The organism is Halorubrum sp. Hd13, from assembly GCF_002252755.1.
Taxonomy (GTDB): domain Archaea; phylum Halobacteriota; class Halobacteria; order Halobacteriales; family Haloferacaceae; genus Halorubrum.
Genome location: NZ_NHOY01000067.1, coordinates 1 through 12,590, shown reverse-complemented (window position 1 = coordinate 12,590; position 12,590 = coordinate 1). Strand labels below are relative to the sequence as shown.

Genomic DNA, 12,590 nt, shown 5'->3' with positions numbered 1-12,590 from the left:
GGCCCGACCGTCGGTCGATCCGTCTGATCGCCCGCGATCGAAGAGCCGTCCCGGCGGTCGCGGTGACTCACGCGTCGGTCCCGGGAGACGACGGCGGCGCGTGACGGTACCGAGTCGTCTCCTACCAGCCGTCAATAATATATAAATACCGTCATAAACGTTATTTCACCGAGAAAAGTATGTTTAGCGGAGTGCGGATCCCCACGGCGAGCGATTCGAGTTCGGAGCGAATTCGCTGAGAAAGACCGCTAAGTGACTTCGGCGAAAACCGCCTTTTTGGGACTCGAGAGCCTCATAAAACGGAGACCGACTGTACCGGGATCTCAAAGGACGGCGTCCGATCAATCTCCGTCAGAAACGGTGTGAAACGTTTTCTCGTGCGTGGAAACGTGTTTTTCGCCTGCACCGCCTGTCGGCGGCAGATCGGCCCTTCGGATCCGATCGCGAATCGTGTCTTGGCCCGAGTGGCGACGTATCATAAGTATGCTGTCTTATAATTCAAACAGATATATCTGGATCGATGACGGACGCACGGGGCAACGACCTCGCGGGGCGTCCGCGTGTGCCCTCGACGGCGAGGCCGGCGACAGCGTCGGAGGAGAACGCTCGTGTGCGAATGTCGCCAGACGCCTCCGAATATGTTCGGGGCAAGAGACGCGGGGGTCGGACGCGGACTGGCCGTATGGATCCGCCGCGGCTCACGAGGCTGTTGATCTGGTCGGTCGTGGGGACGTATCTGCTCGTCGCGCTGGGTGCGACCGCCGCCGCGGACGTCGGTGCGGCGGTCGCCGCGATCCATCACGCCACGGCGGTGGCCGTCGGCGTCCTGCTCGGCGTCACGGCGCTCGTCGCCCACCGAACGGCGGCCTCTCGCGGCGTCCGCGTCGGAACGATCGCGGTCCTGCTCGCGTACGCGGGACAGGCGGCCGTCGGGCTCGCGGGGCGAACCGGCGTCCTCCCGTTCGAGGGCGGACTCCACCTGTTGGGCGGGATCGGGGTGTTCGCCGTCCTCCTCGCGACGCTCGTGACCCGGGTGGAGGCGACGGCGAGGGACCCGGCCACCGCCGGCTCTCGGGGGAACTCGGGCGACCGACAGCCACCGGGCGTCTCCGAGGGCGGCGCGCCCACAGAACCGCCCGAGCTCGACGCGCCCCCCGCGACGGCAGAGCGCGACGCGCCCTCCGTCGGCGACCGACTTCGGGCGTATCTCGAGTTGACCAAGCCGCGGCTGATGTGGCTGCTGTGCCTGCTCGCGCTGGCGGGGATGGGACTGGCCGTCGCGGCCGGCGCCGAGCTCGACGGCGTTACCGTCGTCGCGACGCTCGCGGGCGGCGTCCTCGCGACCGGGGCGTCGGGAACGTTCAACCACGTGTACGAGCGCGACCGCGATCGCAAGATGCGCCGGACCGCCGACCGGCCGATCGCGACCGATCGGGTCGGCGTCCGACGGGCGATCGCATTCGCCGCCGCGCTCGTCGTCGCCTCGATGGCGATCCTGTTCGCGTTCGTCAACGCGCTCGCGGCCGCGCTCACGGCCGCGGCGGTCGTCTACTACGCGTACGTCTACACGGTCCTGTTGAAGCCGACCACGCGGTGGAACACCGTTATCGGCGGGGGATCCGGCGCCCTGCCGGCCCTGATCGGGTACGCCGCGGTGACGGGGACCGTCGGCCTCCCTGCGGTCCTGCTCGCGGTCGTCGTCTGCTGTTGGACCCCCGCGCACTTCTACAACCTCGCGATCGCCCACCGCGAGGACTACGCGCGGGCAGACTACCCGATGTTACCGGTCGTCGCGGGGATCGAGACCGCGCGGCGACGCATACTCGCGTGGCTCGGCGTCACGCTGATCGCCGCGGTCCTGTTGGGAGCCGTCAGCGACTTCGGCGTCCTCTACGCGGTCACGACGACGGCGCTCGGAGCCCTCTTCGTGCGGAGCGTCGTCCGACAGTACGACGCCGGCCGAGGGGATTCCGACGACGCGGCGGCCGCCGCCTACAGGAGCTTCCACGCCTCGAACGCCTACCTCGGGGCCGTCCTCGCGGCCATCCTCGCGGAAACGCTCGCGATGTGAAACCGCCGCGGGCGAACATGTGCGCGACAACGCTCACCATGAGTATCCGTGTATCTAACCTGTGAGCGATCGATGAGCAACCGGACAACACGCGATGACGGAGAAGTTCCAGCGATGCAACGTCTCTATAACCGTATCTGGCTGTTGGCCGCGGCGGCGATACTGTTCTTTCTCGTGGCCTACGTCGGATGGGGCTTGCTCGACATCCTGTCGCTGCCGGTGAGGTGATCCCCGTGAGCAACCCGCTCGAAGACCCCGAAGACGACTGGTGGAACTCACCGGTGAATCGCCGCGAGAGCATCTGGCTCGGGCTTGCGGGCGCGTGGTCGCTCGGCATCTTCACCTGGATGGCCGGGTTCACGCAGTTCGGTGACCAGAACCCCATCGGGACGACGTACGACGTCGATCCCGACCAGTACCAGGAGCGCGTCGGCGAGTACAAGGAGTCCGCCGAGGAGACCGAGGACGGACTGGTTCCGCCCGACGACGACGTGTACGTCGGCGCGATGCGGTTCAACTGGGACGGCCTCCCGGTCGTGCTCGAAGCGGGCCGCGAGTACGACATCCACCTCGGCGCCTACGACGTCCAGCACGGCTTCTCGGTCAGGCCCGAGGAGAACCTGAACAAACAGATCAACCTCCAGGTGTTCCCGGGCTCCGAGTGGGTGATCCCGATGACGTTCGACGAGCCGGGCACCTACCACGTCGTCTGTAACGAGTTCTGCGGACAGGGCCACCGGACGATGCACGGCCGCTTCACGGTGGTGGAGGGGTAACATGTCGGCGATCGCCTCGCTGTTTCGGAACGACTACGGCGCGGACGGGTTCCGCGCGTGTTCGGTGACCGGACTCGACGTCCACCGGAGCGTGGAGAACTACGTGAAGCTGTTCGGACTGACCGCGGTGATCGCGCTCGCGGTCGGCGGGAGCTTCGCCTTCTCCGTCGCGATGACTCGGTGGGAGTTCGTCGGCCTGCTCGACGCGAGCAGCTACTACACCCACCTGAGCATGCACGCGTGGAACCTGCTCATCTTCTGGATGGTGTTCATGGAGATCGCCGTCCTCTACGTCGGCGGTCCGATGGTGCTCGGCCGGAAGCTCCCGCTGCGCCCGCTCGCGACCCTCGGCTGGGTCACGATGGTGGTCGGCGCGATCGGTGTGAACGCGTCCATCTGGCTGTCCGAGGCGCCGAACGAGGCGCCGCTGCTGACGGCGTACGTCCCGCTTCCCGTCTCGCCGTGGTTCTACGGCACGGCGATCCTCTTCCTGCTCGGGGCGACGATCGCGGCGCTCCCGTTCTTCGCGACGATCTGGACGGAGACCCGCGACAGCAGCCGGACGCTCCCGCTGGTCGCCTTCGGCGCGTTCATCACCGGGATCATCGCCGTGGAGGCGATCCTCGGCGGCATCGCCGCGTTCGCGTACGCACTCGCCTGGCGGGTCGATCTCATCGCCACCGTGGACCCGGCGATCTACCGCCAGCTCTACTGGATCGTCGGCCACGGGACCCAGCAGATCAACCTGCTCGCGATGATCACGGTGTGGTACTTCCTCACTCACGTCGTGGGGGGCGCCGTCGTGATCTCCGAGAAGGTCTCGCGGACCGCGTTCATCCTCTACCTCTTCTTCATCAATCTCGGGGCGGCTCACCACCTCCTCGTCGACCCCGGCATGTCCGCCGGCTGGCGCATCTGGAACACCTCCTACGCCTTCTACGGCGCGGCCTTCGCGAGCATGATCCACGCGTTCGCGATCCCGGCCGGGATCGAGGCCGGGCGCCGGCGGCGAGGACAGGGCGGCGGGCTCTTCGGGTGGCTCACGTCCGCGCCGTGGCGGAACCCCGTCTTCGCCTCGACGATCTTCAGCATCATCCTCTTCGGCTTCCTCGGCGGGATCACCGGCGTCGTGATGGGCCAGATTCAGGTGAACATGACCTGGCACAACACCCTCGCGACGGTGGGGCACTTCCACGCCACCGTCGCTCTCGGGACGACGCTCGCGTTCTTCGGACTCGTCCTCTTCGTCATCAAGACGATGTTCCGCCGGGACTTCGTCTCGGACACCCTCGCGAGCGCGATCCCGTACGCCTACGGGGCCGCGATGAGCGTCGCCACGCTGATGCTGATGTACGCGGGGATCCTCTACGGCGTCCCGCGCCGGACCGCAGAGGTGGTCCGGAACATCCCCGGCTCGGAGTTCAGCTTCTCGGCGGCGATCCCGATATTCATGATCTTCGGGCTGTTCGCGCTGTTGGCGATCCTCTCCGGCGTCCTGTTCGTCGGCGTCTCGGTCGGCTCGCTGCTGTTCGGCGACCGGCTCGCCGCCGGCGACGACGGCGGCATGCTCCCCGAGGGGGGACTCCACGCCGACGGCGGTGAGGCGATCCACGCGGTCGAGCTCCGCGGGACGTTCACGCTCTGTCTGATCTTCCTCGGCGTCTTCGCCGCGGTCTACGTGCTGAACTGGTACCTGCTGACCCAGCTGTGGGCGATCGGCGCGTAGGCGCCGGCCGACGTCCAACCGGCCCGCGGAGCGCTCATCGCTCCGGTTTTCCGACCCGCGGCGGGCGACTACCCGAACCGACGACCGACGACCGACCACTGATACGAAACTAAACGAATGACTGACGCTTCGAAGACAAATTCACGAATGCGGCTCGGCGGTATCGTTCGTCAAGCATGGCGTGACCTCCTGAGCGTCTACTACGCGAACACGCCCGTCTGGCGCTGGCTCAAGAGCGGCGCGCTCGTCTTCCTCGGGCTCTTCCTGTGGATGGGTGGGAACGTCCTGACGGCGTACTGGATAGACGCGACCGCGCTTCGGTACGCGATCGCCTACGGCTTCGTCCTGATCGCGTGGGGACCGCTCACCCACGTGCTCGTCGTTCCGGCCGTGATCCGCCTGCGGCGCACCGCCGAGAACCCGACCGTGCGACGGATCGTCCGCCACGGGTCGAAGATCAACTTCGCGACGTTCCTCGTGATCGTCGCGGTCGTGGGAACCCTCGGGCCGGGCGTGATGCTGCTCGACTTCTCGTCCGGCTTCGGAGCCGACGGCGGTGACGTGACCGCGGAGCTGGTCTGTGAGACCGACGGCGACCCGATCACCTGCGAGCTCGAGGCGTCCGATGGCGTCGACCACGTCGTGCTCCTCGCCGGCGGCGAAGAGATCGACCGCAGCGACGAGCCGCCGTACGCGGTTTCGGCGCCCCGCGCCGCGCTTTCCGACGGGCCCTCAGGGGCGCAGTTCGTGATCGAACTCCGCGACTCGAACGGCGAGACCCTCCGCCGGTTCATCCGGACGGTCTGACGGGGGCGTCGTCACTCCCGCAGCACCGACCGCGTCGAGTTCGTCACGACGATCCCGCTGCTGGCGGCCATCGCGAGGGCGGCGAAGAAGGGGTTGAGCACCCCCGCGATCGCGAGCGGGACGGCCACCGCGTTGTAACACAGCGCCCACGCCACGTTCTCCCGGATCCGTCGGCGGGTCCCGGCCGCGAGGGCGAAGACGGTCTCGACCGCGCGCAGGTCCTCGCCGGTTATCACGGCGTCCGCGGCCTCGACGGCGCGGGCCGTCCCGTCGCCCATCGCGATACCGAGATCGGCCGCCGCGAGCGCCGGCGCGTCGTTCGTCCCGTCGCCGACCATCACGGTAGTGCCGGCGGCGGTGAATCCGCGGACGGCCTCGAGTTTCCCGTCCGGCGGGACGCCGGCGAAGACCTCGTCCACCGCATGGTGGTTTCGGAACCGGTCGGCCCGCGGACCGTCGTCGCCGGTCAGGACGACCACCTCCCTGTCTGCGAACGCCGCGAGCGCCTCGTCCCAGCCCTCCCGGTCGCGGTCCTCGACGGCGATCACCCCGCGAGCCGCGCCGTTCCATCCCACGGCGACCGGCAGCGCGCCCCGATCCGCGACGACATCGACGCGGTCCCGCAGGTCGTCGGAGGCGGGACCGCACTCGCGCTCGACCAGATCGAGGGTCCCGGCGACGACTCGCGTGCCGGTCGTTCGGCGGTCGGACGCGCGGCCGTCGCCGGCGACGACTTCGCCCGAGATCCCCGCACCGGGGTGGCGGGCGAACGACTCGACCGTCGTCCCCTCGAGGCCGCCGTCGGTCAGCGGTCCGTCCTCGATCGGGAGCCGATCATCGGTCGCCGCATCGCGGATCGCGTCCGCGACGGGATGGTCGGCGCGGCGCTCGAGCGCGGCGGCGAGCCGAAGCGTCCGGTCGTCGCCGTACGTGGCGGCGACGCGCATCTCCCCCGCGGTGAGGGTCCCGGTCTTGTCGAACACGATCGTCTCGGCCTCTCGGGCGACTTCGAACACCGACGAATCGGTGACGACCACGCCGCGAGCGAGCGCGTCGCGGAGCCCGCCGGAGACCGCGAGCGGGGTCGCGAGCCCCATGGCGCACGGACAGGAGACGACGAGGACGGTCAGGCCGGCGAGCATCGCGGCCGCGACCGTCTCGCCGGTCGCGAGCCCCCAGCCGGCGACGAGCAGCCCGAGCGTTAACACGGTCGGAACGAATATCGTCGCGAGCGCGTCGACGAACCGCTGGACACCCGGCGCGTCGGTCTGAACCTCCCAGAGGGCGGCGGCGAGGCGGTCCGCGGTGCTCTCCGCGTCCTCGCCGACTCGCATCACGACCGCGCCGTCGGGACCGCGCCCGTCGCCGACGTCACCGAGGAGAGTCGCGCCGCCGATCACGGGATCCCCGGGCTCCTTCCGCACCGGGAGCGACTCCCCGGTGATCACGGACTCGTCGACGTCGACGGTCCCCTCGGTCACGGTGCCGTCGATCGGCACGCGCTCGCCTGGCGCGACCCGGACTCGGTCGCCCGGTTCCAGGTCTGCGATCGGGACGGTCTCCGATCCCGCGTCGGTCAGCCGCGTCGCCGACTCGACGCGGGCGGCCGTGACGGTCTCGAGCAGGTCGTTCGCCCGCGATCGGACCCGCCGCTCGTAGTACCGGCCGACCGAGACGACCATCACGACGGCGACCGTGACGTCGTAGTAGAGGTGCGTGCCGCCGGTCGCGAGCGTCAGCGTGCTGTACGCGTACGCGGACAGCGCGGCGACCGCGACGAGGAGGTCCATGTTGGGTCGCCGCGCCCGGACGCTCACGTACGCGCCCCGCAGGAGCGGCGCGCCCGTGGACGCCAACAGGACGGTCGTCAGGACCGCGATGAACGCCAGCGGGAGGTACCGGCCCACCGACGTGGTCGTGTCGATGGCGAGGACGTTCGTCTCCACGCCGAGGTAGCTCGGGTACAGCGACAGGACGTACCACGGCATGATCAGCATCGTGAGGAACCCGCCGACCGCGAGCCGCTCGACCGTCCGGTCGTCCGGACGGCCCCCCGCCGGACCGTCGGCGGCGTGCGTCTCGGCCCCTCCCTCCGTCGGCGTCCCCTCGCGGAACCGGAGCGCGTACCCGTACCCCGAGAGCGCCGCCGGGAGCTCTTCCCGGTCGATCGCCTCCGGATCGTAGACGACCCGGGCGGTCTCGGTGCCGTAGTTGGCCTCCACCGCGTGGACCCCCCGGCGGTCGTCGCCGCGGAGTCCGAGGAACGTCTCGCAGGTCGTACAGTGCATCCCGTCGACCGCCAGATACGCCTCGCTCGCCCCCGACGGGTACGTCCCCTCGGTCGTCGCTCGGTCTCGCTCCGTCGGTGCGTCCCCGATCCCGTCCGTCTCCGTCTCGGCGTCGTCGACGTCGTCGAGCCGGCGGGCCACCTCCAGACAGCCGCGGCAGCAGAACTCGCCGTCGACGCCGGCCGCGCTGACGGGCGGGTCCGAGGTCGGGAGGTCACAGAGCCGACAGCGTCCCATCACCGGAACTCGCTCGCCGACGCGGGAGTCAGTGTCCGCGAACGTGTTCGGGTCGAAGCCGGCGAAGCGGACGAACGCGATACCGTTCCGATCGTCGTCCGGTCCGACGAGGGGGCCGCGGGGACGAGGTCGGGCCGCGCCGATGCGGGGGATAAAGAGACGGCCGAACAATTCGGTCGACGGTACCACGCCTCAAGAACGCCCGATATCCCCTTTTCACCCGAGTCGTACGTACAGTCGTCCGACGACGGCCGATGCGGGATCGACTGACGACGCGTCACACTCGCGTCGCGGCGGTCGGAGGGGAACCGGTCGCTTCCGCGTCCGTGACGCGATCCGACCCCCCGGAAGTCGCGTCCGGTTGTCTTCGGCCGGACCGCCTCACCACCGACCCGGAATCACCCACCGAGAAGACCAATGGCACAAGCACGCCTCGTCGTCGAACTGCCCGATGGACCGTGGGCCGCAGACGTCTCCCGCGCGTTCCCGGAAGCGACGCTGCGGGTGATCGCCGCGCTCCCGGGCGAGGGTCCGGGGTTCGCGCTCGTGTGGATAACCGCCCCTGACGTCGAGGCAGTCCTCGACGCCATGGAGTCGCACCCGTCGATCACCGAAGCGACGGTGATGAACCAAGCCGACAACGAGGCGACGGTGCAGTTCGAGACCTCGGCGCCGTTGCTGCTTCTCGCGGCGAAGCGGTCCGGAATCCCCATCGAGATGCCGGTCGAGATCAGCGACGGCGACGCGGTCGTCGACATCACCGGAGCCACCGACCGGATCTCGGAGCTGGGCCGGCAGTTCGGCGAACTCGGGCTCGACTTCCGCGTCAAGCACGTCAGGGAGCGGCCACAGGCGAGTCGGCTGCTGACCGAGACCCAGCAGGAGCTGCTCCTCCGCGCGATAGAGGAGGGGTACTACGACACGCCGCGGACCTGCTCGCTCACCGAGCTGGCCGACCGCGTCGGGCTCGCGACGTCCACCTGCAGCGAGGCGCTCCACCGCGCCGAGGAGGTCGCGGTCAGGCGGCTCATCGAGGACCTACCCCCGCAGATCGACGACGACGAAGCGGCGACGCGGTGAGTGCGACTGCCGTTTCGCCGCGGTCCGGTTCGCGTCGCGGTCCGCTTCGCGCCGCGGTCCGCTTCGCGTCGGGGTCGCGACGCGTCGTCCGCTCGCCGTCACACGCGGATCCGGCGGCGTCGGATACTCGTCGGGAGTCGCGAACGTCCTTTAAGTAAAAATCAGCGATGATGTTCAGTTATTCGCCCGCGAGGTGAGAACATCTCTGCACTTATACGGTCGTTCTTCACCAAACACCAACCGGAGAGACCCAATGTCCCGACATTCCCACACCGACCGGCGTGCGTTTCTGAAGACGGCGGGTATCGGCGCCGCGGCCGTGTTCGCGGGCTGCCTCGGTGGCGGCGATACCGACGCCATCGCGCCGCCCACGAACGACGCGGCCGATGCGGACCCGGCGGGCGAGTCGGCCTCGCTCGATCCGGCCGCAGAGGTCGACGCGGACCGCATCGCCGCGGATCCGACCGACGTGCCCGACCCCGTCGACTGGGACGAGCCGCGCACGCACGAGGTGACGATGGAGACGCAGGAGGTGACCGCCGAGATCGAGCCCGGCGTCACCTTCGACTACATGACCTTCGACGGGCGGGTGCCCGGCCCGATGGTCCGCGTCCGCCGCGGCGACACGGTGAATTTCACCCTGAAGAACCCCGAGGACAGCGGGCTGCCGCACAACATGGACTTCCACGCGGTGTACGGGCCCGGCGGCGGCGCGGACCACACCACCATCGCGCCCGGCGAGGAGGCCAGCATCCGGTACAAAGCCACCTACCCCGGCGTCCACATCTACCACTGTGCGGTCCCGAACATGGACCACCACATCAGCGCCGGCATGTTCGGCGCCATCCTCGTCGAGCCGAAAGACGGGCTTCCGGAAGTCGACCGCGAGCTCTACTTCGGCCAGCACGAGCTGTACACGAACGGGGAGACCGGTCAAGAAGGCCACCACGAGTGGAGCGTAGACGCCGCCAAGGAGGAGGACCCGACCTACATGGCGTTCAACGGCGAGGCGTACGCGTTCACGAAGGACGGATACGGCCGGGTCCAGGTCGAGCAGGACGAGCGCGTCCGGCTCTTCCTGTCCAACGGCGGGCCGAACCTGAGCAGCTCGTGGCACGCCATCGGCAACGTCTGGGACAAGCTCTACCGCGACGGAGACCTCGTCTCGGACCCCGCGCGCTACGTCGAGACGACGCCGGTCGCGCCCGGCACCGTCACCGCCGCGGAGATCAGGACCCCCGTCCCCGGTCCGATCAAGATCGTCGACCACTCGCTGACCCGCGTGGCCCGCAAGGGACTCCTCGGCGTGCTCGAGGTGCAGGGCGAGCAGGACCCCGATATCTACGACCCCGACGGGGGGTGACGGGCGCGGGTCGCTCCCGTCATCGGCTCGCGGCGGGCGGCCGGGGACGCGCGTAGAACGACCACCGTTACTATGTGCGGGCGGGTCCGACACGACGTATGCCGCCGTCTCACGTCCTCGTCCCGCTGGACGGGTCGCCGCTGGCCGACGAGGCGCTCACGCGGGCGCTCGACCTCTTCGACTGCCGGGTGACCGTCCTGAACGTGGTGACCCCGATCGACGCGGCGATGAGCGAGGGCGGCGTCCTCGAGCCCGGCGAGGAGCGTCATGAGGCCGCGCGCGAACGGGCCGATCGCATCGTCGAACGGGCGAGAGCCCGGGCCGCGGAGGTCGATCGAGAGATCGACTCGGCGGTAGAGAGCGGCGACCCGGCCGGGGTCATTCTCGAATACGTCGACGCTCACGACGTCGACCACGTGGTGATGGGCGGGCACGCCGACGAGCGGGGAAGTATCGCACGCCGGGTGCTCGGAACCGTGGCCACCAGCGTCGTCGCCGAGGCCCCCGTCACCGTGACCGTCGTTCGCTGATCCGGGCCCTCACCCGCCGAGCACCGCGGCGAAGGCCTTGTAGAGCCCGAACCCGATCGCGATGGAGGCGACGAGCGTGATGAGCCAAAACGCGAGGGTCACGCCGATCTTCCGACGGGAGACGCCCGCCGAGCCGCCGGCGAGCCCCCCGCCGATGACCCCGGAGATGATGATGTTGTTGAACGAGATCGGTATTCCCAGCGCGATGGCCAGCTGCGCGATGATGAAACCCGGAACCAGCGCGGCGATCGAGCGCCTGACCCCCAGCTGGGCGTACTCGCGGGAGGTCGCTTGGAGGAGCTTCGGCGCCCCCATCCAGGCGCCGGCGAGGATGCCGGTCGCGCCGAGCGCGAGCAGGACGACGCCGGGAAGCCCGAGTTCGACCCCGTAGAGGTTCTCGAGCGGGCCGGTCGCCAGCCCGACCTGACTGCCGCCGCTGGAGAAGGCGACGACGCTCCCGAGGACGATGAGGAACGTCCGAATGCCGCCCTCGACCGACGCCTGGGTCCGGCGCCGAATGAGCAGGAACCACGCCGCGGCGGCCGTCAGCGTGACGAGCACCACCACGGGATCGACATCGGCGACCATCGGCGTCTCGACCTGCCGCGCGATGAATCCCGCGACGGAGCTCTGGCTCGCGTCGGGCGGCGACGGGATGACGCCCAACTGCACGTTGGCGACGATGCCGCCGACGACCGCCGCGAGTAGCGGGACGCCGACCGTCTCCGGGATGTCGTCGCGCCGGAGAATGGTGGCGGTGAGATAGGCGAGCCCGCCCGAAACGGGGGGGACGAGCAACCAGAAGAGCCCGATGCGGCGGTAGGTGTCTATGGCGGGGTCGCCGCCGAGCGAGAGGCCGACGCCGACCATCGCTCCCGTCGTCGCGAACGCCGCCGGCACCGGGTAGCCGGTGTAGACGCCGAAGGCCATGAAGCCGGTCGCGGTCAGCAGTCCCGCCGTCGCCGCCAGCGACGTTATCTGGACGCCGTTGATGAGCCCCGCCCCGACCGTCTCGGAGATCGCTCCGCCCTGCGTGAGCGCGCCGAGCGCGGCGAGGATGCCGATGAGGAAGGCCGCCCGCATCGTTGAGATGGCGTTGGCGCCGATCGCCGGGGCGAACGGCGGCGAGTTGCTGTTGGCGCCGAGCGCCCACGCCGTGGCGAGGCTGGTGAGCGTCGCCAGCACAACGAGCGCCCAGAAGACGGTTCCCGCCACGGTCAACGGCCTCCGCTGACGGGGATTCGGACCATACCACCCACTTCGACAGAGCCCGTGGTTAAACGTTCCCCCGACGGGGCGAGGATCACGGCGAACAGCCGACCGATCTCCGGTCCCGCTGTTCGCTCGCAACCGTCGTCGAGACGTGGTACGCCGGGAGGTCCGCGAGGAGGGACACTTCGAGGCGTGCGAGCCCTTCGATTCCGGGATTCAGACCGGCCTGTGAGCCAAGTCGATGCCACCGAATGAACCCCTTTCTTTCGTGTGCATCATGGAGACTGTCTCTACTTCGTGAACGTAGCTCGCGGCCGCGACGGTGACGCGGTAGGCGTTGGTGCGGTGGATTCCCCCCGTCTCTATCGGGTCATCGACTTCGAGGTCGATCAGAGTGGGTACGGGCGCCCGTGAGCGACCGGGCCGGAGTACCGATCTTGGAGGAGGTGCAATAGTTGCTACTAGAGGTGATACGGTAGCGTGAAGACCGTTATGGGGCC

10 protein-coding genes are annotated in these 12,590 nt (G+C 69.2%); 7 read left to right on the top strand and 3 right to left on the bottom strand.

The genetic code is table 11. From position 1 onward, the window contains the following. Positions 1–682 precede the first annotated feature (682 nt). The 4 genes from DJ81_RS08915 to DJ81_RS08900 all read left to right on the top strand — a co-directional run bounded on the left by DJ81_RS08915 (position 683) and on the right by DJ81_RS08900 (position 5,380). Positions 683–2,071: a heme o synthase gene (locus tag DJ81_RS08915; protein ID WP_094589359.1), complete on the top strand. Its 1,389-nt coding sequence runs from the start codon at positions 683–685 to the stop codon at positions 2,069–2,071. A 233-nt stretch (positions 2,072–2,304) separates the two neighbouring features. Continuing rightward, positions 2,305–2,847 (top strand): cytochrome C oxidase subunit II, encoded by a 543-nt coding sequence (locus DJ81_RS08910; RefSeq protein ID WP_094527763.1) that lies wholly within the window; start codon positions 2,305–2,307, stop codon positions 2,845–2,847. 1 nt (position 2,848) lies between these two features. Continuing rightward, positions 2,849–4,573: a cbb3-type cytochrome c oxidase subunit I gene (locus tag DJ81_RS08905; protein ID WP_094527696.1), complete on the top strand. Its 1,725-nt coding sequence runs from the start codon at positions 2,849–2,851 to the stop codon at positions 4,571–4,573. Between the two features lie 147 nt (positions 4,574–4,720). Continuing rightward, a complete protein-coding gene (locus DJ81_RS08900) occupies positions 4,721–5,380 on the top strand; it encodes a hypothetical protein (RefSeq protein ID WP_212589835.1) in 660 nt (219 codons plus the stop codon). A gap of 11 nt (positions 5,381–5,391) precedes the next feature. On the opposite strand, the gene DJ81_RS08895 is transcribed toward DJ81_RS08900, so the two are convergent. Then, the gene (locus DJ81_RS08895) at positions 5,392–7,905 is read right to left on the bottom strand and encodes a cation-translocating P-type ATPase (RefSeq protein WP_094589387.1); all 2,514 of its coding nucleotides are present in this window, start codon (positions 7,903–7,905) and stop codon (positions 5,392–5,394) included. A 417-nt stretch (positions 7,906–8,322) separates the two neighbouring features. Here DJ81_RS08895 and DJ81_RS08890 point away from each other — a divergent pair, with 417 nt between their 5' ends. From DJ81_RS08890 to DJ81_RS08880, 3 genes are all read left to right on the top strand, one after another. Further along, the gene (locus tag DJ81_RS08890; protein ID WP_094589357.1) at positions 8,323–8,985 is read left to right on the top strand and encodes a helix-turn-helix domain-containing protein; all 663 of its coding nucleotides are present in this window, start codon (positions 8,323–8,325) and stop codon (positions 8,983–8,985) included. Positions 8,986–9,238: 253 nt separating this feature from the next. Continuing rightward, positions 9,239–10,348 (top strand): copper-containing nitrite reductase, encoded by a 1,110-nt coding sequence (gene nirK, locus DJ81_RS08885; protein ID WP_094589355.1) that lies wholly within the window; start codon positions 9,239–9,241, stop codon positions 10,346–10,348. A gap of 98 nt (positions 10,349–10,446) precedes the next feature. Continuing rightward, entirely contained in the window at positions 10,447–10,878 is a 432-nt protein-coding gene (locus DJ81_RS08880) for a universal stress protein (protein ID WP_094527700.1), read from the top strand. A gap of 9 nt (positions 10,879–10,887) precedes the next feature. Here the strand turns inward: DJ81_RS08880 and DJ81_RS08875 are convergent, their stop codons facing one another. Together DJ81_RS08875 and DJ81_RS19445 are read right to left on the bottom strand one after the other, a co-directional pair. Further along, a complete protein-coding gene (locus DJ81_RS08875) occupies positions 10,888–12,093 on the bottom strand; it encodes an inorganic phosphate transporter (RefSeq protein WP_094523095.1) in 1,206 nt (401 codons plus the stop codon). A 213-nt stretch (positions 12,094–12,306) separates the two neighbouring features. Beyond that, on the bottom strand, positions 12,307–12,590 hold a 284-nt coding region (locus tag DJ81_RS19445; protein WP_212589834.1), incomplete at its 5' end, for a hypothetical protein.

Bases quoted from the DNA above. Each gene is read 5' to 3' on its own strand.
- DJ81_RS08890 (WP_094589357.1), top strand. From the start codon at position 8,323: ATGGCACAAGCACGCCTCGTCGTCGAACTGCCCGATGGACCGTGGGCC.
- DJ81_RS08915 (WP_094589359.1), top strand. From the start codon at position 683: ATGGATCCGCCGCGGCTCACGAGGCTGTTGATCTGGTCGGTCGTGGGG.
- DJ81_RS08880 (WP_094527700.1), top strand. From the start codon at position 10,447: ATGCCGCCGTCTCACGTCCTCGTCCCGCTGGACGGGTCGCCGCTGGCC.
- DJ81_RS08900 (WP_212589835.1), top strand. From the start codon at position 4,721: ATGCGGCTCGGCGGTATCGTTCGTCAAGCATGGCGTGACCTCCTGAGC.
- DJ81_RS08905 (WP_094527696.1), top strand. From the start codon at position 2,849: ATGTCGGCGATCGCCTCGCTGTTTCGGAACGACTACGGCGCGGACGGG.
- nirK (WP_094589355.1), top strand. From the start codon at position 9,239: ATGTCCCGACATTCCCACACCGACCGGCGTGCGTTTCTGAAGACGGCG.
- DJ81_RS08895 (WP_094589387.1), bottom strand. From the start codon at position 7,905: ATGGGACGCTGTCGGCTCTGTGACCTCCCGACCTCGGACCCGCCCGTC.